Raw genomic sequence first — 26,587 nt, 5'->3', positions numbered from 1 at the left:
CGACGAAGTCGCGTCTGTGTTTTGATTTACCCGCACAATCCCCCCGATAGAGAAATTCTAATGGCTCCCTTCTGAAATCTGATTGATACTCGTTGGTAAATCAGATCAGGGGGATCTATGAAAACTGAACGTTTAGAATTTACCGGCCATGACGGCTCTTTATTAGCCGCAAGTCTTGATCTGCCCGTTGGTAAACCTGCGGCGTATGCGTTATTTGCGCACTGTTTTACCTGCTCCAAGGACTTACAGGCTTCGCGGCGTATTGCGCAGCGGCTGGCTTCTTTAGGTATTGCGGTGCTGCGCTTTGATTTCACCGGGCTGGGGCACTCTCAGGGAGAGTTTGCCAATACCGGCTTTAGCTCAAATATGCAGGACCTGTTGCTGGCGGTAGATTTTCTCCGGCAGCACTATGCTGCGCCACAGTTACTGATTGGTCACTCCCTGGGCGGCGCAGCCATTCTGGCTATTGCGGCTGAAGTGCCTGAAGCCCGAGCGGTCGTCACTCTCGGTGCACCAGCTGATCCGCAGCATGTGTTACACAATCTGGGTGAACAGTTAGAAACAATCTGTGCCGAAGGTGAAGCCCGGGTCAGCCTGGCGGGGCGCGAGTTTACTATTAAACGGCGGTTTGTTGATGATATCGCTTCGGTTTCTCTGGAACAGGCGGTTAAGAGTTTGCGCAAGGCGTTACTGGTGATGCATGCACCGCTGGATACGGTGGTCGGGCTGGACAATGCCGCCCGGATTTTTCAGATGGCAAAGCATCCGAAAAGTTTTGTCACACTCGATTCTGCCGATCATCTGCTGAGTCAGCAGCAGGACGCCGATTATGCTGCTGAGGTGATATCGACCTGGGCGCAGCGTTATATCGATGTTCAGGTTTTACCGAAATATATTAATGCACCGGAGGGGATTATCCGGGTGCGCGAGGCGGATCAGGATGGCTTTACTCAGGATATCAGCGCCGCCGGACATCATCTGATTGCGGATGAACCGGTCAGTTATGGTGGCAGCTATCTGGGGCCGACGCCTTATCAACTGGTGGCTGCGGGCCTGGGAGCCTGTACTTCGATGACTATCCGAATGTATGCACGGCAAAAGAAGCTTCCACTGGAGCATGTGCAGGTGGATGTATCCCACGCCAAAGTACATGCAGACGATTGCGCTTCATGTGACAAAAGCAATGGGAAAGTTGATCAGTTTGAACGACAGATTACCCTGACGGGCGATCTGACCGGGGAGCAGCGTCAACGTTTACTGGAGATTGCTGATCGTTGTCCGGTGCACAAAACCTTGGAGGGCGATATCAGAATAGTCACCCGTCTGACCGAATAGAGGTAATGCACTGGGAGGCTTATAGCCGTTCTGTCCTGACTATTGGGCTACACTTTTAAGCATCCTGGGATTATAGCGGTGGGGATGTTGTGCTAGAGGGCAGTTCAGACGATCTATTCAATTTACTGGATTATCTGCCAGTGGCGGCGATGGTGCTGCAGTTTCCCGAAGATAGGCATACCGGGATGGGTGAGCAAAAAATTATCTATGTGAATCAGAAGTATCAGCAATTGATCGGTTATCCACTTGAGTTAACTGCCGATACAGAAGCCTGGATGGAGGTTGTGTACCCGGATCAGCAGCAACGGGAAAAGTGGCAGATGCGTTGCCATACCTTTGGGGGATTACTGAGGAAAGAGGAGGCGACGCTTAAGGCCCAGATCCGGATTCGCTGCAGCGATGGTGTAATGCGCGATTTTCAGGTGATGGGCGAGGCGCGCTCAGCAACGCCAGGCCTCTATCTGGTTACATTTCATGAAATTACTCAGCTGACCGCAGAGATTGAACAGCTCAAGCAGCAGTCGGATATTGATCAGCTCACCGGCGTGTTCAATCAGCATCACCTGCTCAGGCGGCTGGATAAAGAGATCCGGCGGGCCTCTATTAGCGAAGCGGGTTTTACTCTGATGATGTTTGATCTGGATTTCTTCAAAGGGGTGAATGACCACTATGGGCATAATTGCGGTGATCAGGTTTTAATCACTACTGTCGGGATTATCCGGGCAGCCTTAAGTGGAGTGGACTGTCTGGCGCGTTGGAATGGTGCCGATTTCATCGTGCTGATGCATGAAGATAATCCGGGGATTGCCCGGCAGGTGATTCAAAAAGCCTGGCAGGGGGTCAGGGCTCACACGTTTCGCTGGGGTGATGCAACGTTTGCCATGACCACAGCGGTGGGGTTAACCGCCTATCGGCGGGGTGATACCCCTGAATCGATTCTGGAGCGTACTGATCTGGCACTGAAGCGTGGTAAACGGGTAGGTGGCGACTTTATCTCTGTTGATAATGCCGACTGAGGCCTCCAGGGTAACTGCGTCCAGGTTAAAGCGCGACAACCCCGAGAGGCTTCCCCCCCTCAGCCCCATTGTTGTAACTCCTGCGCTTTTTGACCAATCTTATTCATCAGATCCAGCATCTGTTGCAGCTCATCCTCTGATAGCGCTGAGAGAATAAACGCCTCCCGGGCAAGTAACAGTGGTACCAGTTTCCGGTAGATTGTCTTACCCTTTTCCGTCAGGCTGAGGCGGGTGTAGCGGCGGTCATCATTATCTTCCTGCTGAAGTATCAGGTCTGAATCTTTGAGGCGGGAGACTGTGCGGCTGACCTGCATCTTTTCCAGGTTACAGTGGGTTGCTATCTCTTTGGCTGTCATCGCATTTTTATTGCCGAGTGCAGCCATAACCCGCCACTCTTGCCGGTTGAGATTGAAGCGACCGGAATAGAGCTGCGACATTGAGCGGCTGACGGCGGTGTCCAGCGTCGATAACTGGTAGGGAAAGTATTGGCTAAGCTCCAGTTGTTGCTCTGCATTATCCTGAGTGGCATGTTTATCGTTCACTTAGGTCTAGTCTCTAATGGGCCAAAAATAACATATATTCTATATGGTTATTGTAGAAAAAGACAATTTCCAGTTATTGAATAATCTCTATTTTCTTAATTTATGTCATAAAAACAGTTACTTAATTGATTCTATGAATTGGGTGATAATAGTCACGGCTGTTACCTGTCTGGCCGGGCTGGAACGGAGCTGCTACTTTGGGGATAACTAACCACGTAACAATAAAGACAAGAGTCCTGAGGTTGACCCATGATCCAGATTGAACAGATTCATCACGTTGCTTACCGCTGTAACGATGCCAGAGAGACCGTTGAGTTTTATAAAGAGGTACTGAATATGGATTTTCTGGTGGCGATTGCGGAAGATCGTGTTCCCTCAACAAAAGAACCTGACCCCTATATGCACCTGTTTCTGGATGCGGGTAATGGCAATATTCTGGCGTTCTTTGAACTGCCAACCAAGCCCGAAATGGATCGGGACCGCAATACACCGTCGTGGGTTCAGCATATCGCTTTCCGGGTAAAAGATGAGGCTGCGCTACTGGCCGCGAAAGCTGAAATCGAAGCGAAGGGGATCGATGTCATTGGGCCTACCGAGCACGGCATTATCCGATCAATCTACTTCTTTGACCCTAATGGTCACCGTCTTGAACTGACCTACACCAAAGGTACTGCTGAACAGATGGCAGAACTGAAACGGGTGGCGCCGTTGATGCTGGAGGAGTGGTCGCAGACTAAAAAGGCTCCTAAACATGCTGCCTGGCTACATGAAGAGGAGTTTAACGGGCTGGATTAACTGTCTGCGGCGTTGATCAGAACGCGGAAGCCAGGCTTCCGCTATTCATCTCTTTTCTCGCTGCGTCGCTCCAGCCATTTGATGGTGTGATTACAGTGGGGGCAGCGATCATGCAGAACTGCATCGATCTCCTGACGTAACTGCCTCAGATCCTGATCAACCTCCTGCTCCATCTTCCGGTCGAGGTTTTCATGCAGAATATGTGCGGCATCTTCTTTGCTGATGCCCAGCGCTTCGCGCATCTGATTCAGCGCTTTTTGTTCGATTGAATCGACCATACCATCCTGAAGCGCCAGGTTGACCATTTTTTCATAGGTCCGGCGCCGCTCTCTGATGGCTTCACTAAATCCTGAGGCCAGTAAGCCCGCAGGGAGGGCGACAATACCCAGGCTCATGATACTAATAATCGAAGCCATTATTTTGCCCATGACTGTCACGGGTATGACATCGCCATAACCCACCGTTGTCATGGTGACAATGGCCCACCACATTGATGCAGGGATACTGCCAAAAAACTCGGGCTGAGCGCGATGCTCTGCATAATAGATCAGGCTGGAGGCAAGGATAATCAGCATCAGCAGGACAAACAGGGCGGCCCCGATAGACCGCGATTCCCGATGCAGCACCTGAAGCAGCAGTGACATTGAGGAGGAGTAACGGGTGAGTTTAAAGACCCGGAGCAGTCGCAGAACCCGCATAAAGCGAAGGTCGATAACCAGCATCATGCTCAGATAGAATGGCAGGATCACAATCAGGTCGATCAGCGCCAGCGGAGTCAGCATATAGCGCAGTCTGCCCCAGAACGGGTGCTTGTGTTTGCTCTCTCCGTCCTCGACACAACTCCACACCCGCGCCACATACTCAATAGTAAATATGATCACCGAGAACACTTCAAAGTCATAAAACCAGCGGTGTTCTGTTGCGCTGATGGAGGGCAATGTCTCCAGTATCACAAACAACACATTCAGTGAGATAAGTACTATCAGAAAGATATCTATCGCTTTGCCCAGGCTATGCTGTTTATTGCCGATATCAAGAATCTCATAAATCAGTTTACGTTTGGAGATCATTTAAAACCTGATGTCTGTATGGGTAATAAGCAATAGTATCGGCAAAAGGGTTTGATTTTAAAGTATTTAATTAATCTGCTGACAAAGGCTGAGCCAGTTTCTACGGGATTTCACCGGTTTTCCGGCAGAGGAGAGGGTGATCCAGCCGGGTCTGTAAGGGGCAGACCCGGCTGGATATTCAGGTTGATGCAGCGCTCAGAGTGACTGACACCACTGTTCGGTTTTGAGTGGGTCGAGTTGAACACTCAGGGACGAGCGGCAGATAATATCCTGCACCTGATCTACGCGGATATGACCTCCTGGCAGCTCTATCACTTTATAACCGTGGCTATTATCGCGGTGACGAAACTCCACATAGAGAAATAACCGTTCCCGTGACTGGCGTTTCCCCGAGGTAATCCAGTAACGAACATTACACTGGTAGTGAGTATGCCAGCAGCTGGCCGGAGTATTGAGTTTGACAGAACGAATGCCCAGACCTGCTTCGGTATGGCTGGATTCTGCATAGATATGTGCTTCAAACATGGATCTGCTCCCATTTTCATGAGAGCTGACGTTGTGCGTGGGGGTTACCTGATGTTTGTCGGTAATGACCACATCGTCTTGCTGCGTTTATTCAAGCGCTTGCAAAACAACCACCTTGCCCAGGCAGGCAGGTTGGCGAGGACGTCAGCCCTTCTCTTGATGTTAAAAACTGCGAAGCGCTAATAGTAAGGCAACGTCGGGTGGGACGCAACTGCTACCGACGGGATGTTATCAGAATGACATTCCAGGGGCAGATTTTAACGGGAACCGCTATTCAGCGTCAGCGTATCGCCCCGTTGAATCAGTTCCAGGTGTTGTAGAAAGCTCATACCCAGCAATACGGTGTCTCCCTGCATATGTGGGTTGATATGCGCCGCCACATCAGCCCGGGACAGGCCTCCCAATGCTACCGAATTCAGCCGGGTATCATAGACTTTGATCGTGCCATTGGCGGTGCTGGCATAGGATACCCGGCCAGGCGTCAGCCCCAGCTCTTCGGCCAGTGCGCCAGGAATACTGATATCAGTAGCGCCGGTATCGAGGAGAAAGCGCACCGGCTGGCCGTTAATTGTACCAGGTGCAATATAGTGTCCCTGACGATTGCGCTGCAGCACTACAGGCTGACTGTTGTGCGTTATCTGCAGAGCGTGGTTAGGGTCATTTTTCTCTAGCAGCCGATCCTGAAAGAACAGATAAAACAGGCCCAGAATAATTATCCAGGTCAGGTGGGTAAAGAGTCGGGCAATAGAGCGCCGGCTGCTATCCTGTTGCATAATGCTCCTGTATATTAGCAATGAAGTAGACTTTAGTCTTACGGGTGGTGATGCCCTTGAAAATATCCGCTGACACAATAGAAATACCCTTTGTCGCCGATTGCTGCAAGTCAGGTGAGTCAGAATAATCATAATGGAGAGTAAACAGGTGCAGTTTCATTCCCAACGCCAGATGATCGCTGATGAAGTTCACGCCCGGCCATTTCAACAGCTGAGCGCTCCACTGAAAGTACTCCACTTCGCTTTGATGCTGGGTGATAAGAACATAGCCGAGGTGCGGGATGATATCTCTGAGTTTTTTCTCCAATGTGGAGGGCAGGCTATGGAGCCGGAAGCCAGCTTCTGTTACCAGCAGCTGGGTTCCCTGGCGTTGCGCTGGGAGGCGCACACTGAGTTTTATACCCTGACGCTGTATCATGATCAGCTTGATAGTCACTGGCAACAAACCCTGCCGGGACTACCGGAAAACTGGAGTGATCAGCTTCCCGGAGAGCTTATGACCGGGGTGCAGATTCAGGTGCTTGAGCCCTCGCATCAGTCTGATGAGGAGGTCGTTGAGGCGTTATTCAGCAATCATCAGGTGATCGGTTCAAATGTTATGCGCGGTGCTGCCCGGGTGTGGACCGACTTTCGTGCCGAGGGGGAGTTCTTTCTGGACCGGATTCTGGTGAAAAATATTCATCTGCACGGTTATCAGTGTGGACGTCTGCTGCAGCGGCTTTGTGAAATCGATACTTACAGGGCGGTGGCGCTGCTGGCGTTAGAGCCTGCCAGATATGCAATGAGACAGGTTTCTCAACTGGATCGGGAGCTGGCCACCATCACGTTTAAGCTGAGTGAACTTGATAAGGGCGATGAGTCGGAGACGCTGGATGCCCTGATGGCGTTGTCGGCCAAGGCGGAGGAGATATCAGCGGATACCGTGAATCGTTTTTCTGCATCGGATGCATACTACGCCCTGGTGCGTATGCGCATCTCGGAACTGGAAGAGATCCGCATTGAGGGACTGCAAACTCTGGAGCAGTTCATTGATCGCCGTGTAGATCCGGCGATGCGTACCTGGCGGGCGGCTGCACTGCGACTGGAACGCCTGTCTCAGCGAATCGCCCGTGCCAGCAATCTGCTGCGATCCCGGGTTGATCTGTCCACTGAACAGAAAATTCATGGTTTGCTCAGTTCAATGAATAAGCGCACCCGGCGCCAGCTGAATCTGCAGGCGAAACTGGAAACCTTCTCTATTATCGTCGTTACCTACTATGTCTTTGATCTGGTGGAACGCACCATCCGCCACCTGACCTCCGGTGAACCGCGGGATATGGCGATCCACTGGCTGAGTTATTCATTACCCGGGGTCGTGCTGCTGGTCTGGTGGTATGTCCGACGCATCACCAAAGAGTTTGAGTCTGATGATTAATGGTTGTTTTATAAACATATTTTTCATCGGAATGCGGTAGTTTTCAGTCTTGTTTGCAATCCTGTTTGCATCTGCCGGACAGGCTGTTATACTGCGCGCCTGTCTCGTTCGAGACGACCTTCAGTGGTCACGTTATGGTGGCTCCATTGGTCCTCCCGCAACGATAAGCCGTGAACCTGGTCAGGCCCGGAAGGGAGCAGCCACAGCGGTGGATTCGTGTGCCGGGATGTGGCTGGTGGGGCTACCACCCAATACCGCCTCATCAATATCGCTTTTATCTATTTATGCTTCTGCCGGGCGTTTATCCTGTATGCCTGATTAATGTTTCTATTGTCTGAATGTTTCTATCAAATATTTTTCCGTGCAGAAGAAAGCCTGATTCACCGTGCGCTACTTGAATAGCGAATTTTCCCCATTACTCAAAATCACACCTTCACCCGCTCGTTTTTGAGTTCTCCTGTTTTACACTAAGCTGAGTTGTCAGCAGAGGCAGGATAAGGGGTTACAAATATGGTGCCTCAGGGAACACGCGCTTGGATTGAACGAATCAGTGAGCATGAGCTGCCCGCTTTGTGTTCGACTATTCGTGAGATTGAGAAAATTTCGAAAGATGATACCTCCTCACTGACCCGGTTGGGACAGGCGGTTTTGCATGATCATGCCCTGACAACCGCGATTCTTAAGGTGGCAAACAGTGCAGGTTATATGTTGCATAACCCCGTCACCACCGTCAGCCGGGCCTCCGTTGTGCTGGGGCTGACCCGAATCAAAAATATCTGTATCACCGCAAAGATGCTCAGCAGTCTGTTGAAAAACAGGAAGCTGACGCCTGCCGTGTATGAGCGGTTGTTGAAACTGATGGCGCAGTCGTTTCATGCGGGGATGATTGCCAGGATGATGATGCGCGACTATGAAGAAGATGTGCAGGAAGAGACCTTTATTGCGGCCTTGTTAAATCGTTTTGGCGAGAGTGCTTTCTGGAGTATGGGAGGGCCGGTCACCGTAGAACTGGATAAGCGGTTAAGACAAAAGCAGGCGGTTCGGCCTGAAGAGGTCGAGTTTATTGTCAGGCAGGCTCTGGGGACAACCTTTGAAAATATGAGCCTGGGGCTGGCGAGTTCCTGGAATATGGGCAGTGTGCTGATCAGTTCGCTGGAGGAGCCCGAACTGCGCACGCCGGAACTGCGGTCGGTGAATCTTGCCGTGCGTTTAAGTGCAACGCTGGCAAACCCTAAGCACAGTCGCAATGAACTGGAAAAGGAGCTGGCTGAGGCGGCTGAGATTACTCAGCGGGATAGGTGGGATCTGCTGAGTGGCCTTGAGGAGTGCTCTGAAGCAACGGTTGAGTTGCTGCGTTCCTATGGTGCCGGAGTATTAACCCGTTTTATCAGTCATGACCTGATCAGCCCGACAGCGAATAAGGAGTATACGCTGACTGAGGAGATCAGTGATCAGACACTGCAGCTGAGAATTCTGCGTGAAATGGCTTTTTTACCCGATGAATATGCGGATTTTAACATGGTTGTTCAGACCGCGTTGGAAGGCATACACCGGGGTATCCGCATGGGCCGAACAGTTATTTTTCTTAAGTCGCGGGAGCGGGGTTGTCTGGTGCCCCGGTTTATATCGGCGCCTGATTATAATCAGCTCAAGCGTGAATTTGTCGTCAGTATTGATGGCTCAGCGAATATCTTTACCCATGTGCTTAATAGCCGTCAGCCTGTTTGGGTAGATAATCTGAATGTGCCAAAGTGGCGGGCCTATCTGGATAGCTCATTACGGCAGTTGGTCAGTAAAGATGGTTTTTTCATCGCGCCGATTATCTGGGGGAAATACTGTGTCGGACTGTTTTATGCGGATCGTAATGACCCCGAAGGCAATGCGGCTCAGCGGGAGCTGAGTGAGGATGATTTTATGGCATTTACCCTGTTTGCCCAGCAGACCACTATCTGTTTAGCGGTGATTCTTAAGAACCCGGCACGATAAGAGAAAAAAGTGGCTAAAAACAGGTGTTTTTCTTTTTTAAAAGTTTAGAAACCGCTTTATTTTGCTCGTAGAGACTCCCAATGCGCGGATATTCGCTGGGCAATATCCTCCCGAGCAGATAGGTCTGTCACTGTAGACAGTGTGTTTGCGATGACCCCTTTAAGGGCTGGATCTTCCATCTTTTTACGCATTAATGCATCAAAGAGTAATTTTCCTCGGGCGTAATCTGTTTTCATCGTTAATGCGATAAGCTTATTTTCCAGGTGTTGGGGGGGCTCGGTAAATGATTGTAGTAACTCTAATGCCTGATCAGTGTCCCCCTGTTGGTCTAAGCAGTTTGCCAGTTGTATTGCTATTGAAGGTTGTTCTGGGAAACGGGATATCACCTGTTGGAGTATCTCTATTGCCTCGTTGCTTCGCCCCTGCAATAGAAAAAGTCCTGAAAGCTTAATATAGAACATAGGGTTATTACTGTTGAGCTTAATCGCTAGCTGGTAGCTATGCTCTGCTCCTGCAACATCCAGCTCAGCCTTGAAACAGTCTCCAAGCAACATAAATACATATGGAGGATATTGGCCACTGATCATCATCTGTGTCAGAGAGTGTTTGGCTCCTTCGGCATCGCTTCGGTTGAGTTGTGCCCTGGCAAGCTGCTCCCAGTGCTTACCTGAAAACCGAGCTTCGTTAACAATGCGTTTATTAAATTGAGACGAATCAAGAGGTAGCTGGGGGTTAGCTGCGAGCGTTTTTAATTGATCCAGCAAGCTTTCTGAGAGTAATGGTTCATCTTTAGCAATATTAAGCGGTTGTGACTCTACTAAATCGAGTAGTTCTTTTGCCTGCTTATTTCGCTGAGGGGATGTTTTATCTGTCCAATGGGGGGACTCATCTTCAGCGCGGTGATCGATATGTGCAAGCAGGCTGTGCCATACCGTTTCGAGTTCAGCTATCAGAGAGTCTGGCAGTAAGCTACGAACACTGTTATCAACGGAGTCCTGGCTCAGTTCATGTCGAATCGGGGATGGTGTGGTTGTATTCAGTTCAAGTCCGAAGACGCTGTTCACTTTGTCTATAAGGGGTAAACCGCCTAATAATGACCGGTGGGACACAACGAGGCACTGTTCAGGGGCATTTTCCAGTAGTGATAATATGCGCCGGTGATAAGCAAGCCACATCCGAGCCGCCAATTCGGGTGATTGCCAGAAGCGCAGATGTGCATTGCTCTGATCAAAGGCAAGCTCTTTACTGTGTCGATCCCACAATGATTGAATGTTTCCACTCCAATGGCGAAGTATCACCAGATATTGCCCGTGCTTGCCCAGTAGTTGTTGCCATGCGGGTAAAAAAAGGCAAGTTCTGGGGTCTTTGGCACCCCAGGGGCCAGGCACGCTATTCTTTCTGTGTTCCACATAGCGTGATAGCAGGTCCACTCGTAGAAACGGATCAAATGTGGTCTCATCACTGAAGCGCCAGTCAGTATTGTTGAGGCGTAATAGTCGATCATGGAGATTTACCAGCGGTATATCCTCAAAGTGTCCATCAGGATTTGAGATCGCTGGTGGCATCAGATCAGTTCCCATATTGAGCCCTGAACGATGAAGCCACTGAGCAGCTGCAGATGATAAAGATCTATGGAATGCAACTATAAAAAACATCGGTTTTGCTCATCTTCATGGTAGTAACTTTTCTCATGAGGTTGTCTCATGAATGAATTCTGCAATTCAGAGGAATGAGATCTAATAGGAAAAACTGGAAGACAGATTAAGTAAGATCGGGTCTGATTTTATTACATCCTCATAGAAATGACGAAAATTATCTTTCTTGATAATTATCTCTCGCGGTATCAATAGCTTAAAAAGTAGTTTTTTTGTCCATGACCGTTTGCATCAATAGGAGAAACGCTCAGATACTACACACTTTTTAGCTGTATCTTATCGGCTATTTATTGACCGTTTTAGTTAGGGATAATGATTATGAAAATGTTGCTTTCGGGTTTTGGTGCTGGTGCTGCGTATACGATGAGTGCTTTCTCTATCTGCACAGAAATTGAACGTTTCGAAATTGGTAAGAGTAATATGGATCTGGTCACTGTGGGGAAGGCGCTTAATTTCTAAATGTATAGATAGCCGCCCTGAGTTTGTCTTAAACGCTTATTTAAGGACTTATCAAAGGGCGGGTCGAGCCGGTATTAAATTTCTATCTTTCTTATCGTCATTGCCACTAAACAGAGGCAAACGGATAAACAATTAACGCATGATCTCAGTAACAGTACTGTCCCTCTCTGAATTATGGATAATCAGCTATGCCTGAACATATACCTGAGGTTATCCCGGCATAATTTAGTTAACTTGTGATTGTTAATGGGTAACGGAATCGCCGCCCTCCAGAGAAACCAGTTCCTCACTGGCTAGCCAGCAGGGGATCTCTTCGGTAATGATGCTGACCGGGCAGTGTGGATCCTGAAAGCGGATGATCTCTTGTTGTTCAATTAAGCGGTGTCGGCGTATCTCATACTGGTTTGCACTGTTTGCTTTTTGCATCTCCATGTCCTCGCAGGTTAGAAGATTGTTGTTGTCCATGTAAGTTAGACTATTTATTGAGAGTTAGCGAAAGAGCAGTTTTCATGCAAAACCTGAATCACTTGATAAATCGCAATTTAGTTGCCACTTAATCGCCGGTTTAGCTGGCGATATCAGGCGGTTACCGTTAGCATTGGAAGCCATGAATAAACACCCCTCCTATATAGATTTGCAGCGATGAGTTATCAGGTACTGGCGCGTAAATGGCGTCCCGCAAAATTTCAGGAAATGGTCGGCCAGGAGCATGTGCTCAAGGCTCTGGTAAATGCACTGGATGATGACCGGCTGCACCATGCTTACCTGTTTACCGGCACCCGGGGTGTCGGCAAAACCTCGATTGCCCGTTTGTTTGCCAAGTCTCTGAACTGTGAAGTTGGCGTCTCTTCCTCTCCCTGCGGTGAATGTTCGGCCTGTCGGGAGATCAGTGAAGGGCGGTTTGTTGATCTCATTGAAGTGGATGCGGCGTCCCGGACCAAGGTGGAAGATACCCGTGAACTGATGGAAAATGTCCAGTACGCGCCCACCCATGGACGTTTTAAAGTGTACCTCATCGATGAGGTGCACATGCTTTCAACCCACTCGTTCAATGCGCTGCTGAAAACACTGGAAGAACCACCTCCCCACGTTAAGTTTCTGCTGGCGACCACTGATCCGCAAAAATTGCCAGTGACGATTCTGTCCCGCTGCCTGCAGTTTAATCTCAAGAATATGATTCCGGAGCGGATTGTTGAGCACCTTTGTCATGTGCTGACGGCGGAGAATATCTCCTACGAAGAACCGGCATTATGGCTGCTAGCCCGTTCGGCTGATGGTTCGATGCGTGATGCACTCAGCCTGACCGACCAGGCGATCGCTTTTGGTGCCGGGTCTGTAGTTGAGGCCGATGTTCGGGCGATGCTGGGAACGATTGATCAGCGCCTGGTCTATCTGTTGGTGGATAGTCTTGCGGCCCACGATGCCAAAGGGTTGCTGACAACGGTGGATGAACTGTCCCGTTACTCACCCGATTACAATGCGGTGCTCGGTGATCTGATCAGCCTGATGCACCGCATCGCGCTGGCGCAGATTGTCCCGGATGCGGTGGACAATGGTCTGGGTGACCGTGATCTGGTGCTGGATCTGGCGGGCAAGCTTACCGCAGAAGATGTGCAGCTGTTTTACCAGACCGCTCTGATGGGGCGGAAAGATCTGCCCTTTGTGCCGGATGCCCGGGAAGGGTTGGAGATGACGCTGATGCGGATGCTGGCGTTCCGGCCGGTGTCGGTCAGCCCCCGTGGATTGAGCAAGCCTGCTACGGCAACTGCAGCCATACTGCCAGCGGCAGTCGATAGTGCTGCTGACACGGTTGTAGCAGATCAAGCTCCAACGCCGGTAGGGCAGGCGATGACGGAGCAATCACCGGTGATGTCATCGGCTTCAGACTCCAGCCCACAGTTGGCACCTCAGGAGTCGCCACCGGAGTATGATGAATCCTATCTGCAGGGTGATTATGAGGATCTGCCGGGAAAAAAGTCTGACATTGATTCAGCACCGCCGGCCGTTGCGGGGCCCTCAGCTGGAACAACAGAGATGGTTCGGCCAGCAGTTGATCTGCCCTGGGAGGACAGTCCCGCAACTGAGCCACAACAGATGGCTCCGCCTCGGGAAAACAGCCTTGAGCGGAAAAGCAGCCCTGAGCGGGAAAATAGCCCTGAGCGGAAAAACAGTCCTGAGCCAGACAGCAGTCCTGAGCCGGATGATCTTGAACAGCAATATCGTCCTGAAGCGGCCAAGAGCGCAGAGCCCGTTTCTCGTTCTGTCCCGCAAAGCGACCCCAGCCCTGAAGCGTCTATCGCGGCTCCCGCGGGCGTTAGTAATCCGGTAGTCGCTGAACTAACGCCAGTTGTTGATCCCGAGCCTGAAGTCAGCACCTCGATAGCGCAGTTCAGCCCCGATCAGTGGGTACTGTTGGTTGAACTGATCGGTCTTACAGGGATGACCTACAGTATCGCTTCGAACACCTCGCTGGAGTCGGTTGGGGATTGCTGGCGCTTTCATTACACTGAGGAGCAGAAAGCGCTGCTGAGTGAGACCCATATTGACCGTATTCGTGAGTCGATTGGTCGTTATTTTAATGCCCCGGTTGAGGTAGAATTTACCTTAGGCAGTTATGGCCGGGAGACCCCCAGCCAGTATCGTGACCGAAAACGGGCTGAGCGGCTGGCCGAAGCTGTCAGTTCAATCCAGAATGACCCGGTTGTGCAATCGGTGATAGAGAGGTTCTCCGCCAGTATCGATCTGCAATCGGTTCAGCCGATTGATTGAAACCGTGTGATTGATAAGCCAGAGCACTGTGAAATCAGCGCGCTGTTGAAGCAGAGTATTACGTAAAAATTTAGCCAGTAATGTAGCAGAGGCGAAACGACTATGATGAAAGGTGGCATGGGTAACCTGATGAAGCAGGCCCAGAAGATGCAGGCTGAGATGCAGAAAGCGCAGGAAGAGATCGCTAAAGCAGAAGTCAATGGCGAGTCCGGTGCCGGTCTGGTGAAGATAGTGATGAATGGTCGTCATGATGTTCGCAGTGTGGCGATCGACGACAGTCTGATGCAGGAAGATAAAGAGATTCTGGAAGATCTGATCGCTGCTGCGATTAATGATGCGGTGCGTAAGGTTGAAAGCACCACTCAGGAAAAAATGGCAAAAGTAACCGGTGGTATGGGTATGCCTCCGGGTTTTAATATGCCGTTCTGAGGCGTTTGAAACTATGTCATTTAGTCCACTGATTCAGGATCTGATTGATGCATTTCGCGTGCTGCCAGGTGTTGGGCCGAAAACCGCGCAACGAATGGCGTTTCACATGCTTGAAAGGGACCGTAGCGGGGCTACTGCGCTGGCGGCTGCGCTGACGGTAGCGGCAGAGAAAGTTGGCCACTGTCGCAGCTGCCGAACATTGTCAGAGAATGAACTCTGTTCGATCTGTGCTGATAGCAGCCGTGATGAAAGTCAGATCTGTGTGCTGGAATCGCCGGTGGATATGCTCGCAATTGAGCAGACCGGGGGGTTCAATGGTGGCTATTTTGTGTTGATGGGGCATCTCTCGCCTATCGATGGTGTTGGTCCGGATGATCTCGGGCTGGACCAACTGTTTAAGCGGCTGGAATCCTCAGCGGTAAAAGAGATAATTCTGGCAACCAACCCTACGGTTGAGGGCGAAGCGACCGCTCACTTTATTGCCGAGCAGATTAAACACCTGGATATTCGGGTAACCCGTATCGCTCATGGTGTTCCGGTGGGTGGTGAACTTGAATATGTCGATGGCGGAACTCTCGCCCATGCAATGGCCGGTCGCCGGTCGATGAACTGAGGTACAGATGACACAAGCGTATAACTGGCAGTTGCTTGAAGCGGCCGCTGAGCAGCCGGTCTGGATTACTGATGATGCGACGCTTGTCCGTTATTGCAACGAGTGGCAGAAACTGCCGCTGATTGCGCTGGATACCGAGTTTATCCGGGTGGATACCTTTTATCCGGTTCCCGGCTTAATTCAGGTTGCTGATGATCGTCGCTGCTATCTGATTGACCCCCTGAAGATCGAAAATTATGCACCCATGGTGCAATTGTTTCGTAACCCCTCGGTGCTTAAAGTACTGCATGCGGGAAATGAAGATCTGGAACTGTTTTTCTATATGTTTGGTGAACTGCCGGTACCGTTCTTCGATACTCAGGTGGCTGCGGGTTTTCTTGGCTGGGGGTTCTCTATGGGCTATCAGCGGCTGGTGGAATATGCGCTGGATGTTCGGCTGGACAAGGGGGAAACCACATCCGACTGGCTGCAACGTCCGTTAACCCCATCCCAGGAGCACTATGCCGCTCTGGATGTGGCGTATCTGCCGGTGTTATGTCAGCAGCAGATGGCTGAGCTTGATGCGCGGGGGATGACTGAATGGGCGCGGGAAGAGACCGCTCTGTTATTGGAGCAGACGCGGGACAGTGATCCGGACGGTGTAACTTATTATCAGCGTTTTAGTCAGGTCTGGAATCTGCCTGCAGAAAAAATTGCCGGGCTGCGTGACCTGACCGCCTGGCGCGAACGGATCTGTCGGCAACGGGATGTTCCCCGCAACCGGGTGCTGAGAAACCATGCGTTGCTGGATATCATCAATAAATGGCCAAAAGATCTGCAAGCACTCTCCCGGGTGGAGGATATCCGCCCGCAACAGGTCAGGCAGGATGGTGAGGTCATACTGGGCTATCTTAAAACAGCACCCCAGTCGGCGGCGGCAAAACCGCCTGAACCGATTCAGCGGCCGTTGAGTTTTAAGTGGAATAAACCTCTCAAAGTACTCAAAGCGATGGCGCGCAGTAAAGCCGAAGAGCTGAATATTGCGCCGGAGATTTTGTTACGCAAGAAAGATCTTGATGCCCTGATCAGAACGGAACATCAGGGGCAATTCAGCTTACCGCCAAGCCTGTCAGGCTGGCGTAAAGCGGTGATTGGCGATGCGCTGCTGGAAAAGTTGCAGAGCCTGGAAGTATAAACAGAGTGTCTATGAAAAAGATTTGCAGTGTGTTTCGCAGTTCCAAGAAAGATGAGATGTATCTTTACGTCGATAAAGTGGAAAAAATGAAGCGGGTGCCCGATGCGTTGAAAGAGATGTTTGGCGCACCGGTGCATGTATTCGATATGTTGCTGACCCCGGAAAAAGAGCTGTCCCGGGTTGATGCGGCGAAGGTACTGGAAGATATCCGTGAAAAAGGCTATTTCCTGCAGATGCCGCCGCCCAAAGATGACTACCTGCTTGATCTGTTTAAGGACCGGCCACAAACCGGAGTGCGCTAGTGGCACATCAGGTTTTCTGGCGCACTAAATCGCTGCAGGAGATGTCGGCCCCTGAATGGGAATCTCTCTGTGACGGTTGTTCGCTCTGTTGTCTGCATAAACTGGAAGATGAAGATACCGGTGAGGTGTATTACACCAGCGTCGTCTGTCATCTGCTGGATATGGAAACGCTCTACTGTACCAAATATGAAGAACGCTGCTCGCTGGTGCCACAGTGTGTCAAACTGCGGCCAGAGGACGTTAAAGCGTTTCACTGGTTGCCGCCGAGCTGTGCCTACCGGCTGATCCATGAGGGTAAAGAGCTGCCAGAGTGGCATCCGCTTGTCAGTGGTCGCCGGGAATCGGTTAAAGAAGCTGGGGCTTCGGTGCTCGATTGGTATGAGATCACCGATGATAAGATCAAAAGTGACGATGACTATTTCGATTACCTGATTGAGTAATCATGAGTTTGTGGTTATCTGCATGACAGAGACTAAAAAGGAGCGCATTGCGCTCCTTTTTTATGGGGGCTGGCTAAGCTGCTTTTTTAATGAGGGGGGCATTCCGTTTTCAGCCCGGTTTCCCGCGCATCAGGATTACTTGCTAAATACCTCCATGCGCTGGGCAAACAGTTCCTGACAGGGTTCAATTATGGCCTTAAGATCGCTCTTCAGCCGACTGCCCATCAGATCTGTTTTTTCAGTTTTGAAATACTCGATGACCAGCTGTTCTTCTTCACGATTATTCGCCGCGATATCCATACCATCCCCGATACAGTAGGCATATACCGGCAGGTGGACGTTAACCACTGTATCGATCTGATCCTGGTCGAGTAGCAGTTTATGCATCGTCAGATAGCGGCGGTACTCTTGAGCCGCGGCCGCCGCCATCCCTTTTATCTGGTTGCCGGTAAAGCGTTTGGATTCCTCCTGGCTGGCTAACAGCTGACGCATGCGGGTATGAACGGTGGAGACCTCCTCATCGAAGGTATGGGGGGCATAACGCTCATTGGTGCGCTTATAATGCTCCAGCTCTGTGACCTGAGCCTGCAGGTTGGCGATCTGTTCCCGCATCACCTCCGCTTCATTCAGCAGTTTAAAGCGTTCATCTTTCAGCGTCGTAATAATCCGTTGTGTCGGTGTCATATCCTCTTTGGCAATCGTCGGTGCCTGGCTGTTGAGAATATCGGCATCTGTTACTGCAGAGTCCAGTGGAATAACCAGCTCGCCAAAGTTTTCAACTTTTTTGCGGTTCTCTGCCTGCTGTGCGCTGATGGTGGAGTAGATAAAATAGCCAGACAGTCCAGCGATAATCAGCAATAACGGCCCACCAATCAGCAGTGCAAGTTTGAGTCTGCTTAACTGCATCAGATCTATCCTGTCAGCGTCAGTTCTTGATAGCCATATAGTTATGGCTTAGCTCAATCATATCAAGCAGCACATTACCGGTTTCGGTGAGAATCGCTTCCTGCTCCGGACTGATGGTTTTACCCTGAGCATCTTTCTCCAGTAGTGTATCGAGTTCTGACAGCGCTTTGATGGTGGGCAGATGCTTGGCTGTCCGGCGCTGATTTTCCTGATCCAGTAACCACTGTTCAGAACTGTCCCGTTCTGCCTTCAGCGTCGCTTCATTGAGTGACAACTCTTTATCCTGCTTATTCTCATGCATACGTTTGATCTGAGCGTTCATAAACAGAAAATCAGGGTCGAACTTTGTCCGTTCAATGTGGCGGCTGTTAAGCTCTGGAAGAATAGCGCTGAAGTTGAAATAACGCTGATGGGGAATTTCGTGCACCATATCCCAGGGAAGCGCTCCTTTCAGTGCGCTTTCGCCGATCTCGTCCGTGTCATACAGGGTTGGCAGGGTCACGTCTGGCACAACGCCCTTATGCTGAGTACTTTCACCGGAGATACGGTAGAACTTAGCATGGGTGAGTTTAATCTGGCCGTGGTGCAGGGGCGAGAGCGTCTGCACTGTACCTTTACCGAAGGTTTGACTGCCAACGATCAGGCCGCGCTGATAATCCTGAATCGCACCGGCAAAGATTTCCGATGCGGAGGCGCTGAGACGGTTAACCAGCACTGCCATTGGACCGTTATAAGCTATTCGTGGGTCAAGGTCGTTCTGGGTATCGACTCGGTTAGATGCGTATTTGATCTGCACCGTGGGACCGCGGCTGATAAACAACCCTACCAGTTCATTGGCTTCGCGCAGTGAGCCACCGCCGTTGTTGCGCAGATCGATAATCAGGCCGTCAATCCCCTCGGCTTTGAGGCCCGCGATCAGTTTTGCTGTATCCCGGGTGGTGCTTTTGTAATTGCTTTCGCCCCGCTGCAATGCGGCAAAATCGATATAAAACGCAGGAATGGTGATGACGCCCAGCTTGTAAGGTTTGCCCTGATGTTGCAGCTGGATTATTTTGCTCTGGGCTGCTTGCTCCTCAAGTTTTACCTTGTTGCGGGTAATCTTAATAATTTTGTGTTGTGTGTCGTCGCCATCGGCAGGAATAACATCAAGGCGCACGACGCTGTCCTTCGGCCCACGAATCAGTGCTACCACTTCATCCAGGCGCCAGCCAACCACATCCTCGATCTCACCCTCTTCACCCTGCCCCACACCGACAATCACGTCGGCCGGCTTCAGCTGGCCAGTTTTATCGGCAGGCCCGGATGGCACCAGACGCACCACCTTGGTATTGTCGTTTTCACTTTGCAGCACTGCACCTATGCCTTCCAGCGACAGGCTCATATTGATATTAAAGTTCTCCGACAGGCGGGGTGAAAAGTACTGCGTGTGGGGGTCAAACTGCATTGTCAGTGCATTGGCAAAACTTTGAAACACATCTTCATTATTGGTTTGTAGTGCCCGTTTCAGCTGGCTTTTATAGCGTTTGATTAACAGTTTCTTGGCTTCGTCGACCTTTTTGTCGGCCAGTTTCAGGCCCAGCAGCGCGCTTTTAAGCCGCTTGCGCCAGAAGTCATCCATCTCCGCTTTGCCTGCTGGCCAGGGGCTCTCTTTGCGGTCAATCTCGATGCTCTCATCACGACTGAAATCAACCTTATAGTCCGGGCTTTCGAGGGTTGCAATCAGTTGTTCCAGACGTTCCTGAGTGCGTTGCTGATAGCGATTGAAAATAGCGTAGGCGGCGGTCAGGTCGCCGTTGCGGATCTCATCATCGATCTGTGAACGGTACTTCTGAAACTCATCAATATCGGCTTGATAAAAAAAGGCTTTGGATGGATCAAGACTATCCAGATACTGATCCAGCACTTTGCCCGATAACTCATCATTGAGTACGATAGTGTTGTAGTGATCCTGATTAAGGGATGTGACAATATCGGTGATTGTCTGACTGTGAATTATATCCGGCTGCAAAACAGAGTGTGTCAGTGCGCTTGCCGGCAGTGAGGTCATCAGGCCTAATGCGAGAGAAGACGCGGCGACCAATCGACGTAAGTTACATGTGTACATCAAGCTGTATGTTCCTGTTTTGCTACTACGTATAGACTCTGAGACAGACAAATAAACAGCTTGGTTCCGTAACTCAGAAAATCTGAGTGTAGTCTTGTCGCGTGCTGATGTAAAATCAACGGCTTATCTCATGTTTATTAATTGAAGCGGGTACAGCTATCGTGGTTATGCGAGTTCTGGGAATTCTATTTTTGTCGCTGTTAGTTACCATAACCAGCGGATGCGGGGAAAGTGAAGAGAAAAAACAGTTTCGTCAGGAGTTGCTGGATAAAGCGCTGAACGATGACACGAAAAAAGAGGGGGAGCGGTTTCTACAAGAAAATGCTCATCGTGATGGGGTTGTGGTAACCGCCTCTGGTCTACAATATGAGGTTCTGCAGGCGGCGGAAGGGCCTAAGCCAAATATACTCAACCGGGTGCGGGTAAGTTACACTGGCTGGACAGTGAACGGAGAGCAGTTTGAAAGCTCTGTTGGGAAAGCGGAAAATCCGGTGTTTCCCATCAGAGATGTGATTAAAGGGTGGCGTGAGGCGCTGCTGAAAATGTCTCCGGGGGCGCGTTGGAAGATCTATCTGCCTTCCGAATTAGGCTACGGTGCGAGAAGTCCCGGCGGTATGGTACCGGCAAATTCAGCACTGATTTTTGAAATAGAGTTGTTAGAAATCCTGCCGCAGGAAAAGGCTGACCAATAATGCAAAAACACGATTTTAATGAACAACTGTTTGATTTTCTCGCGGCGTCACCGACTCCGTTTCATGCGGTGTATGAGATGCGTGGACGGTTGCAGGAAGCGGGTTTTATTGAACTTGAAGAGCAGAATGTCTGGAATGTCTGGCCGGGTGGACGCTATTTTATTGTTCGCAATGAGTCATCTATTATCGCCTGGACGCTGGCCTCCAGTGCCAATCTCGCTAATACCGGTTTCCGTATGGTGGGGGCTCACACCGATAGTCCCTGTCTCAAGGTTAAGCCGAATCCGGAAACCGTTAGTCAGGGTTGCCTGCGTCTCGGTGTTGAAGTGTATGGCGGAGCGCTGTTAAACCCATGGTTTGATCGGGATCTGTCGCTGGCCGGACGGGTGAGTTATGTCAGTACCGCTGGCGGTATGCGTAGTGAACTGGTTAACTTTGAGCGCCCGGTGGCGGTGATCCCCAGTCTGGCTATTCACCTGGACCGCGAAGTCAATCAGGGACGCAATGTTAATCCACAAACCGAGATGCCGCCGGTGATGGCACAGCTGCAGGGTGATGGCAAAGCGGAACTGCGGGAGATACTGAAAAACGAGCTGTTAGCGCAGCATATTGATGATGTCGCTGAGATTCTCGATTACGAGCTGTTTTTCTATGATGTGCAAAAACCATCCTATATCGGTCTCAACAATGAGTTTTTCGCGTCAGCCCGACTGGATAACCTGCTGAGCTGTTTTATCGGTATGCAGGCACTGATCGGGTCCAACTCAGATCAGAACACACTGCTGGTGTGTAATGACCATGAAGAGGTGGGCAGCCTGAGCGCCGCAGGTGCGCAGGGGCCGATGCTGAAGCAGTTGCTGGAGCGTTTGGCTCCCGATCCCGAGGCCCGCAACCGGATGATCGCCAACTCCATGATGGTATCAGTGGATAACGCCCATGCGGTGCATCCTAACTTTGCCGATAAGCATGATGGTAATCATGGCCCGCGGATGAATGCTGGTGCGGTGATTAAAATTAATGCCAACCAGCGTTATGCCTCCAGCAGCGAAACCTCTGCACTGTTCCGGCATATCGCCCAGCAGGAAGACGTAACGCTGCAATCCTTTGTGGTACGCAGCGATATGGCTTGTGGCAGTACTATCGGCCCGATAACTGCTGCTAATCTCGGTGTGAAGACCGTTGATATTGGTGTGCCGCAATTAGCAATGCATTCGATTCGGGAACTGGCGGGCAGTGATGACCCGGTTGGTCTGGCGAAGGTGCTTAGCCGCTTCTATTGTCAGGCGCGGGTGTAAGGTCGTAGGGTATCAGCAGTCTCATTTCCGTTCTGTAACTGAGCAGACCTGATTGTTGTGGAGGCGATATGAGGTGTCATATCGCCTTCACTAGAGCAGTCAGCTTTAGCTTTCCGGCTGATAAATACCACAAGCGATATAACAATCGTCTCCGAACCGCCGGACAAAGGTATGCTTAGGTTCATCTTTTCCCGTATGGGGGTTCAGGTAGGCGTAGCTATACCAGCCCTGGCCCTGCTCCCGGGCAATCGCCACCAGTGGCGGGCACAGTGGTTTATCGCTGGCATCTCTGGCCTCAGCTAAATTCTTGCCGACCAGCGTAGGGTTACCGCCATGGGCCAGCATGTTACCGTTGAAATCCTGTACCAGCACGTAGAGCTCTCCCTTCACAAAATCACCTTCGTGATCATTAAAGGCGGTAATCGCCTTGTCACGGCCATGTTTCTGGGCGTAATCGTGGGCACGCTGCACCAGGGCTTCTGCGTCTGCCTTGTTAACCAGCCGAAACTGACCAATCAGGTGTTTCATCTCTTTGGCAGAGACTGACAGTCTGGATACGATCTGACCGTTATGGTTGACGTTACCGGCGGTTTCATCCATCAGCTTTGCTACCTGATGCAAACTGCTGGACAGTTCTTCTGTGGTTGCGGTGGTTTGCCTTGACGCTTCAGTGATCTGTTCGACTTTACTGACGAGCGTAGCAATATGACTGAGAATATCGCTTAGCGCCGTTTCAGATTGTTGTGCAGACTCGGTACCGCTCTGAGTGATAAGCACTCCCTGATCCATTATTGAAACGGCGTCTTCAAGCTCTTTCTGCATGGTTTCTACCGTCAGACGGATCTTGTTGGTTGCCTCAGAGGTCTTCTCAGCCAGATCCCTGACTTCGCTGGATACCACGGCGAACCCCCGTCCCTGATCACCGGCTCTTGCGGCTTCTATCGCTGCGTTAAGGGCTAACAGGTTAGTCTGAGAGGCAATGTTGCTGATGAGATCAACGATCAGTCCAATCTCGCCGGAACGCTCGCCCAGCTTACGAATAATCCCCGCCGAATCCACAACGATCTCGGTGGTTTTGTGCATCGTGTCGATCGTGTGGTTTATGATTGACTGTCCCCGCAGCGCCACTTCATTGGCCTCATAGGAGTTTTCTGCAGCGTTTTTACAGTTCATCGACACTTCGGCTGCTGCGGCCGAGAGTTCTTCACTTGCGGATGCGGAAGTATTTAACTGATTGACTATCTCATCCGTGGCCCGGTCTATATTGTTCAGATTGGCGTCAAGCCCCTGGGCGGAGTGGGCCAGCAGAACACTGTTATGGGAAAACTGCGTCAGGGTATGTTTCAGCCTGTCGATCGCCCGGCTCAGATCAGCCGCCGTTGTGTTGTTGGCTGGGTCCAGACGACCGGTATCCCGTGTCAGATCACTTCTGACCAGCCGCTCAACCATCGCCTCCACTTCAGGCTGAAGCCGAAGACCTTGCCGTTCTCTGAACCAGACTACAGCGCAAAGCAGGAGTGATATCCCCCACACCGCTGAGCTGATCATAAATCCGCTTGCTATACCCTTATTGTCTGACGTGGCGCCGTTAATCCGATAAGCCAGAAAACACCATGCACCGATAAACAGCACTGCTGCCGCAGCAGTCAGAAGCCTCTTCGACATCATACTTCCCACGATGGTAACCTCTGTTATTGTTGTAATTTGATAATGAATATAATCATAACTGTTTATATTGGTAAACGTTTAGTTGATAAACTAGTTGTCAGTGTGGGTATAAAACTGATGGGGATGCGAAGTTCTTCTGTTCAGGAACACTTTCTTTTGAACAGGGGCTGGGTAGATATAACCTTGTCTCGTTCCCCCGCTCCTGCGTGGGAATGCATATGTCAGGCAAACGTTGGATACCTTGGCTTTTTGTAAAAAGCACATAAAATGATCAGGGTTATCCATTCTGGCGGAAAGGCGTTCATCGATAGCTGACTCAAAGTGAGGATATGATGCGGCAAAAGATTATGGCGTAATAGCTGAATTCCTGAAGGTTTGTCGAGCGTGGTAATAAGGTATGCATTCCCACGCGGGAGCGTGGGAACGAGTAAACTACAGGCTTCAGGATTTTCATAACCGACCGGTGCGATTGTATCGGATGATGCAGGAAGACTGGCATTGCATGCCCTATAGGATCTATCCCTGTCCGTTCTCATATAAACAGTCATAGTCATTCAGGTCTGTTCTTTGCCAGGTCCGCTTGGATTCAATATAACTTAAATCGAAATCTTACTAACCTGATACAGCCCGCCGAGCACAATATATTCACTCTCACATCTGAATGCGCCGGGCAGCAGGTCGGGGAAGAACAGGATCTTACTGAAGGGCACCTGGCATTGCAGCAGAGTGTCGCCAAAGCTGTCGCACTGCTCCAGGCTGCTGCTGAAGGAGGTCAGGTTATTAAGAATCACCGCTGAACGGGTTTTTGACCCCTGAAACAGGGTATCGTATTCATCCAGCCGGTTAGTGGCGCGATAGAGCTTGTAATGTCGGCGGTCCGGGAAACGCTGGTGCAGTTCATACTGGCAATAGCTGTACAGCAGATCCAGCTGGCTTTCCAGACTGTTGGTGTTGTACAGACCGGCACTGCGTTCCTGGGTATAGTTGAAGTAGATCTCTGATTCGAAATCCCGCAGCGGGCCTTTGTGATTGCGGGCCAGTAAGCCAAAGCGGGACTCTACCCAGCCTTTCATCACGGCGGCTTCACGACTGTCGGAATCAAATAGCCAGCCACGTAATAAGCGCCGGTAATCAGCCTTGTGGCGTGCTTTTTTGTTGTTTTGTCGAACCGCGTTTACTGCACCAGATGCCCGTTCAGTTTGTTGATAGCCCGCTTCTTCCGGGGCGGAAAGCAGAAACGATGCCTGCATATAGGTTTCAAACGCCATTGCTCTGTCAGCGGGCGCTTCAATCTTATCCAGACGGTTAAACAGGGTTTGATGAAAGGTTGCCACATTATCGAGAAAGATCGCTTCGGGATAGCGTTGAAATGTCAGGCTGCCCAATATGATGGCAGGGTAATTGCAATGGTTCACCGGCAGGCGTGCGTAAGCGGGCAGTGTCGGTTCACCAGGGGCTATATGTTGGATCAGTTCTAAGGGTGAGTCTGCCATGCGTTACAAAATCTTCATCGACACGTGTGGCACTATTATATGGGCGATGATCACTTGCCGGGTGATCTGCGTCAATAAGGAGGGAAAATGGTTTCACTCAATGAGCGTTATCAGGGCTGTCTACTCGGGCTGGCGGTGGGCGATGCTATCGGTACCACGCTGGAGTTTAAGCCTCCCGGTAGTTTTACGCCGATTGACGATATGGTCGGTGGCGGCCCGTTTTATCTGCAACCGGGGCAGTGGACCGACGATACCTCGATGGCGATCTGTCTGGCGGAGTCACTGCTTGAGTGTAACGGTTTTGACGCCCGGGATCAGATGCAGCGCTACACTCGCTGGTGGAAGGAGGGGCGACACAGCAGCACCGGACGCTGCTTTGATATTGGCTCCACGGTGGCGAATGCACTGCATCTGTTTGAGTCTTGTGGTGAACCGTTCAGTGGTGATGATCATCCGATGTCTGCCGGTAATGGTTCATTGATGCGGCTGGCCCCGGTGGTGCTGTATTACAGTGAACACCCGGGGCTGATGGACTTTGTGACAGATGCTTCCCGCACAACCCATGGGGCGCCTGAGTGTATTGACGCCTGCTGTTATTTCGCGGCCATCATTGCCCGCTGTATTCGTGGTGCTAATAAAAATATGCTGATGTCTTCTGCCGGTTATCTGCCGCAGAGTAAGAAGGTCAGGCTGATTGCAACCGAGGAGTTTCTGCAGAAACCGATTACCGAGATCCGCGGCAGTGGCTATGTGATCGATTGCCTTGAGGCGGCACTGTGGTGCTTTTTCCATACCGAGAGTTTTGATGACGCAGTGTTGATGGCGGCTAATCTGGGGGATGATGCAGACACCACTGCGGCAGTGTGTGGCCAGATCGCCGGAGCGTATTACGGTGTCAACGGTATCAGAACCTCCTGGCTTGATCTGCTGCATGAGAAAATATTTTTGCTGTCGCTGGCGGATCAGCTCTATCTGCAGACAACCGAAGCCAGGCTTAGCGCTGAGCTGATGAGTTAACCATTGATGATTGACGTTGAGTGACGAGAGTAATTGTCACAAACACGACAAACCGCTGGTGTGTCGGATAGCTTTGTTTTTGTAGTGCATCTGACAAGGCAATGCAGATCAAGCA

Annotated in this window: 25 protein-coding genes, 1 other RNA gene and 1 riboswitch; of the genes, 16 read left to right on the top strand and 10 right to left on the bottom strand. The window is 50.8% G+C overall.

What is annotated here, in order from left to right; genetic code table 11:
* Window positions 1–117: 117 nt before the first annotated feature.
* Window positions 118–1,335, top strand: a complete 1,218-nt coding sequence (locus ACQY8X_RS03320; RefSeq protein ID WP_428033720.1) for a bifunctional alpha/beta hydrolase/OsmC family protein — start codon at window positions 118–120, stop codon at window positions 1,333–1,335.
* An 89-nt stretch (window positions 1,336–1,424) separates the two neighbouring features.
* Complete coding sequence (locus ACQY8X_RS03315; protein WP_428033719.1) at window positions 1,425–2,351, top strand: sensor domain-containing diguanylate cyclase; 927 nt, start codon at window positions 1,425–1,427, stop codon at window positions 2,349–2,351.
* 59 nt (window positions 2,352–2,410) lie between these two features.
* Here the strand turns inward: ACQY8X_RS03315 and ACQY8X_RS03310 are convergent, their stop codons facing one another.
* Window positions 2,411–2,893 carry a MarR family winged helix-turn-helix transcriptional regulator gene (locus ACQY8X_RS03310; RefSeq protein WP_428033718.1) on the bottom strand — a complete coding sequence of 161 codons (483 nt, stop codon included), beginning with the start codon at window positions 2,891–2,893 and terminating at the stop codon, window positions 2,411–2,413.
* Window positions 2,894–3,142: 249 nt separating this feature from the next.
* On the opposite strand from ACQY8X_RS03310, the gene ACQY8X_RS03305 reads away from it, so the two are divergent.
* Window positions 3,143–3,688, top strand: coding sequence for a VOC family protein (locus tag ACQY8X_RS03305; RefSeq protein ID WP_428033717.1), 546 nt, complete (start codon window positions 3,143–3,145; stop codon window positions 3,686–3,688).
* A 41-nt stretch (window positions 3,689–3,729) separates the two neighbouring features.
* On the opposite strand, the gene ACQY8X_RS03300 is transcribed toward ACQY8X_RS03305, so the two are convergent.
* The 3 genes from ACQY8X_RS03300 to ACQY8X_RS03290 all read right to left on the bottom strand — a co-directional run bounded on the left by ACQY8X_RS03300 (window position 3,730) and on the right by ACQY8X_RS03290 (window position 6,056).
* Window positions 3,730–4,758: an ion transporter gene (locus tag ACQY8X_RS03300; protein WP_428033716.1), complete on the bottom strand. Its 1,029-nt coding sequence runs from the start codon at window positions 4,756–4,758 to the stop codon at window positions 3,730–3,732.
* Window positions 4,759–4,953: 195 nt separating this feature from the next.
* Window positions 4,954–5,283, bottom strand: coding sequence for a hypothetical protein (locus ACQY8X_RS03295; protein ID WP_428033715.1), 330 nt, complete (start codon window positions 5,281–5,283; stop codon window positions 4,954–4,956).
* A gap of 41 nt (window positions 5,284–5,324) precedes the next feature.
* A riboswitch (SAM-I-IV-variant riboswitch) is annotated at window positions 5,325–5,451 on the bottom strand.
* Between the two features lie 89 nt (window positions 5,452–5,540).
* A complete protein-coding gene (locus tag ACQY8X_RS03290; RefSeq protein ID WP_428033714.1) occupies window positions 5,541–6,056 on the bottom strand; it encodes a retropepsin-like aspartic protease family protein in 516 nt (171 codons plus the stop codon).
* A gap of 133 nt (window positions 6,057–6,189) precedes the next feature.
* Here ACQY8X_RS03290 and ACQY8X_RS03285 point away from each other — a divergent pair, with 133 nt between their 5' ends.
* From ACQY8X_RS03285 to ACQY8X_RS03275, 3 genes are all read left to right on the top strand, one after another.
* Window positions 6,190–7,470 carry a DUF3422 family protein gene (locus tag ACQY8X_RS03285; RefSeq protein ID WP_428033713.1) on the top strand — a complete coding sequence of 427 codons (1,281 nt, stop codon included), beginning with the start codon at window positions 6,190–6,192 and terminating at the stop codon, window positions 7,468–7,470.
* Window positions 7,471–7,614: 144 nt separating this feature from the next.
* Window positions 7,615–7,711: signal recognition particle sRNA small type (ffs, locus tag ACQY8X_RS03280), an RNA gene on the top strand.
* A 269-nt stretch (window positions 7,712–7,980) separates the two neighbouring features.
* Window positions 7,981–9,456, top strand: coding sequence for an HDOD domain-containing protein (locus ACQY8X_RS03275; RefSeq protein WP_428033712.1), 1,476 nt, complete (start codon window positions 7,981–7,983; stop codon window positions 9,454–9,456).
* A 56-nt stretch (window positions 9,457–9,512) separates the two neighbouring features.
* On the opposite strand, the gene ACQY8X_RS03270 is transcribed toward ACQY8X_RS03275, so the two are convergent.
* Window positions 9,513–11,036, bottom strand: coding sequence for a tetratricopeptide repeat protein (locus ACQY8X_RS03270; protein ID WP_428033711.1), 1,524 nt, complete (start codon window positions 11,034–11,036; stop codon window positions 9,513–9,515).
* A gap of 393 nt (window positions 11,037–11,429) precedes the next feature.
* Between ACQY8X_RS03270 and ACQY8X_RS03265 the strand changes: the two genes are divergently transcribed.
* Complete coding sequence (locus ACQY8X_RS03265; RefSeq protein WP_428033710.1) at window positions 11,430–11,570, top strand: hypothetical protein; 141 nt, start codon at window positions 11,430–11,432, stop codon at window positions 11,568–11,570.
* A 243-nt stretch (window positions 11,571–11,813) separates the two neighbouring features.
* Here the strand turns inward: ACQY8X_RS03265 and ACQY8X_RS03260 are convergent, their stop codons facing one another.
* Entirely contained in the window at window positions 11,814–11,996 is a 183-nt protein-coding gene (locus tag ACQY8X_RS03260; protein ID WP_428033709.1) for a hypothetical protein, read from the bottom strand.
* 216 nt (window positions 11,997–12,212) lie between these two features.
* Between ACQY8X_RS03260 and dnaX the strand changes: the two genes are divergently transcribed.
* From dnaX to ACQY8X_RS03230, 6 genes are all read left to right on the top strand, one after another.
* A complete protein-coding gene (gene dnaX / locus ACQY8X_RS03255) occupies window positions 12,213–14,339 on the top strand; it encodes a DNA polymerase III subunit gamma/tau (protein WP_428033708.1) in 2,127 nt (708 codons plus the stop codon).
* A 102-nt stretch (window positions 14,340–14,441) separates the two neighbouring features.
* Entirely contained in the window at window positions 14,442–14,768 is a 327-nt protein-coding gene (locus ACQY8X_RS03250; RefSeq protein ID WP_428033707.1) for a YbaB/EbfC family nucleoid-associated protein, read from the top strand.
* Between the two features lie 13 nt (window positions 14,769–14,781).
* The gene (gene recR / locus ACQY8X_RS03245; protein WP_428033706.1) at window positions 14,782–15,381 is read left to right on the top strand and encodes a recombination mediator RecR; all 600 of its coding nucleotides are present in this window, start codon (window positions 14,782–14,784) and stop codon (window positions 15,379–15,381) included.
* Between the two features lie 7 nt (window positions 15,382–15,388).
* Window positions 15,389–16,555, top strand: a complete 1,167-nt coding sequence (gene rnd, locus ACQY8X_RS03240) for a ribonuclease D (protein WP_428033705.1) — start codon at window positions 15,389–15,391, stop codon at window positions 16,553–16,555.
* A gap of 11 nt (window positions 16,556–16,566) precedes the next feature.
* Window positions 16,567–16,857 carry a YcgL domain-containing protein gene (locus ACQY8X_RS03235; RefSeq protein WP_428033704.1) on the top strand — a complete coding sequence of 97 codons (291 nt, stop codon included), beginning with the start codon at window positions 16,567–16,569 and terminating at the stop codon, window positions 16,855–16,857.
* A complete protein-coding gene (locus tag ACQY8X_RS03230) occupies window positions 16,857–17,297 on the top strand; it encodes a YcgN family cysteine cluster protein (RefSeq protein WP_428033703.1) in 441 nt (146 codons plus the stop codon). Before ACQY8X_RS03235 ends, ACQY8X_RS03230 begins: the two co-directional genes overlap by 1 nt.
* A gap of 135 nt (window positions 17,298–17,432) precedes the next feature.
* Here the strand turns inward: ACQY8X_RS03230 and ACQY8X_RS03225 are convergent, their stop codons facing one another.
* On the bottom strand, window positions 17,433–18,203 hold the full coding sequence (locus ACQY8X_RS03225) for a hypothetical protein (protein WP_428033702.1): 771 nt from the start codon (window positions 18,201–18,203) through the stop codon (window positions 17,433–17,435).
* A 19-nt stretch (window positions 18,204–18,222) separates the two neighbouring features.
* Window positions 18,223–20,307, bottom strand: a complete 2,085-nt coding sequence (locus ACQY8X_RS03220) for a carboxy terminal-processing peptidase (RefSeq protein WP_428033701.1) — start codon at window positions 20,305–20,307, stop codon at window positions 18,223–18,225.
* Window positions 20,308–20,498: 191 nt separating this feature from the next.
* On the opposite strand from ACQY8X_RS03220, the gene ACQY8X_RS03215 reads away from it, so the two are divergent.
* Both ACQY8X_RS03215 and ACQY8X_RS03210 read left to right on the top strand, forming a co-directional pair.
* Complete coding sequence (locus ACQY8X_RS03215) at window positions 20,499–20,999, top strand: FKBP-type peptidyl-prolyl cis-trans isomerase (RefSeq protein WP_428033700.1); 501 nt, start codon at window positions 20,499–20,501, stop codon at window positions 20,997–20,999.
* Window positions 20,999–22,294, top strand: a complete 1,296-nt coding sequence (locus ACQY8X_RS03210; protein ID WP_428033699.1) for a M18 family aminopeptidase — start codon at window positions 20,999–21,001, stop codon at window positions 22,292–22,294. The genes ACQY8X_RS03215 and ACQY8X_RS03210 overlap by 1 nt, the downstream gene beginning before the upstream one ends.
* Before the next feature lie 105 nt (window positions 22,295–22,399).
* Here ACQY8X_RS03210 and ACQY8X_RS03205 read toward each other — a convergent pair whose 3' ends face one another.
* Window positions 22,400–23,959 carry a methyl-accepting chemotaxis protein gene (locus tag ACQY8X_RS03205; protein ID WP_428033698.1) on the bottom strand — a complete coding sequence of 520 codons (1,560 nt, stop codon included), beginning with the start codon at window positions 23,957–23,959 and terminating at the stop codon, window positions 22,400–22,402.
* A 599-nt stretch (window positions 23,960–24,558) separates the two neighbouring features.
* Window positions 24,559–25,455 (bottom strand): NAD(+)--dinitrogen-reductase ADP-D-ribosyltransferase, encoded by an 897-nt coding sequence (locus ACQY8X_RS03200; RefSeq protein ID WP_428033697.1) that lies wholly within the window; start codon window positions 25,453–25,455, stop codon window positions 24,559–24,561.
* 87 nt (window positions 25,456–25,542) lie between these two features.
* On the opposite strand from ACQY8X_RS03200, the gene ACQY8X_RS03195 reads away from it, so the two are divergent.
* Entirely contained in the window at window positions 25,543–26,472 is a 930-nt protein-coding gene (locus ACQY8X_RS03195) for an ADP-ribosylglycohydrolase family protein (RefSeq protein WP_428033696.1), read from the top strand.
* Window positions 26,473–26,587: the final 115 nt, after the last annotated feature.

Origin of the sequence: Amphritea sp., assembly GCF_050300915.1 — a bacterium.
Classification (GTDB): Bacteria; Pseudomonadota; Gammaproteobacteria; order Pseudomonadales; family Balneatricaceae; genus Amphritea.
This window is presented reverse-complemented; position numbering and strand designations above follow the sequence as displayed.

Bases quoted from the DNA above. Each gene is read 5' to 3' on its own strand.
- ACQY8X_RS03270 (WP_428033711.1), bottom strand. From the start codon at position 11,036: ATGGGAACTGATCTGATGCCACCAGCGATCTCAAATCCTGATGGACAC.
- ACQY8X_RS03290 (WP_428033714.1), bottom strand. From the start codon at position 6,056: ATGCAACAGGATAGCAGCCGGCGCTCTATTGCCCGACTCTTTACCCAC.
- rnd (WP_428033705.1), top strand. From the start codon at position 15,389: ATGACACAAGCGTATAACTGGCAGTTGCTTGAAGCGGCCGCTGAGCAG.
- ACQY8X_RS03210 (WP_428033699.1), top strand. From the start codon at position 20,999: ATGCAAAAACACGATTTTAATGAACAACTGTTTGATTTTCTCGCGGCG.
- ACQY8X_RS03195 (WP_428033696.1), top strand. From the start codon at position 25,543: ATGGTTTCACTCAATGAGCGTTATCAGGGCTGTCTACTCGGGCTGGCG.
- ACQY8X_RS03305 (WP_428033717.1), top strand. From the start codon at position 3,143: ATGATCCAGATTGAACAGATTCATCACGTTGCTTACCGCTGTAACGAT.
- ACQY8X_RS03250 (WP_428033707.1), top strand. From the start codon at position 14,442: ATGATGAAAGGTGGCATGGGTAACCTGATGAAGCAGGCCCAGAAGATG.
- ACQY8X_RS03225 (WP_428033702.1), bottom strand. From the start codon at position 18,203: ATGCAGTTAAGCAGACTCAAACTTGCACTGCTGATTGGTGGGCCGTTA.
- ACQY8X_RS03260 (WP_428033709.1), bottom strand. From the start codon at position 11,996: ATGCAAAAAGCAAACAGTGCAAACCAGTATGAGATACGCCGACACCGC.
- ACQY8X_RS03300 (WP_428033716.1), bottom strand. From the start codon at position 4,758: ATGATCTCCAAACGTAAACTGATTTATGAGATTCTTGATATCGGCAAT.
- ACQY8X_RS03275 (WP_428033712.1), top strand. From the start codon at position 7,981: ATGGTGCCTCAGGGAACACGCGCTTGGATTGAACGAATCAGTGAGCAT.
- ACQY8X_RS03320 (WP_428033720.1), top strand. From the start codon at position 118: ATGAAAACTGAACGTTTAGAATTTACCGGCCATGACGGCTCTTTATTA.
- ACQY8X_RS03285 (WP_428033713.1), top strand. From the start codon at position 6,190: ATGGAGAGTAAACAGGTGCAGTTTCATTCCCAACGCCAGATGATCGCT.
- ACQY8X_RS03295 (WP_428033715.1), bottom strand. From the start codon at position 5,283: ATGTTTGAAGCACATATCTATGCAGAATCCAGCCATACCGAAGCAGGT.
- ACQY8X_RS03265 (WP_428033710.1), top strand. From the start codon at position 11,430: ATGAAAATGTTGCTTTCGGGTTTTGGTGCTGGTGCTGCGTATACGATG.
- ACQY8X_RS03205 (WP_428033698.1), bottom strand. From the start codon at position 23,959: ATGTCGAAGAGGCTTCTGACTGCTGCGGCAGCAGTGCTGTTTATCGGT.
- ACQY8X_RS03235 (WP_428033704.1), top strand. From the start codon at position 16,567: ATGAAAAAGATTTGCAGTGTGTTTCGCAGTTCCAAGAAAGATGAGATG.
- ACQY8X_RS03200 (WP_428033697.1), bottom strand. From the start codon at position 25,455: ATGGCAGACTCACCCTTAGAACTGATCCAACATATAGCCCCTGGTGAA.
- ACQY8X_RS03220 (WP_428033701.1), bottom strand. From the start codon at position 20,307: ATGTACACATGTAACTTACGTCGATTGGTCGCCGCGTCTTCTCTCGCA.
- dnaX (WP_428033708.1), top strand. From the start codon at position 12,213: ATGAGTTATCAGGTACTGGCGCGTAAATGGCGTCCCGCAAAATTTCAG.
- recR (WP_428033706.1), top strand. From the start codon at position 14,782: ATGTCATTTAGTCCACTGATTCAGGATCTGATTGATGCATTTCGCGTG.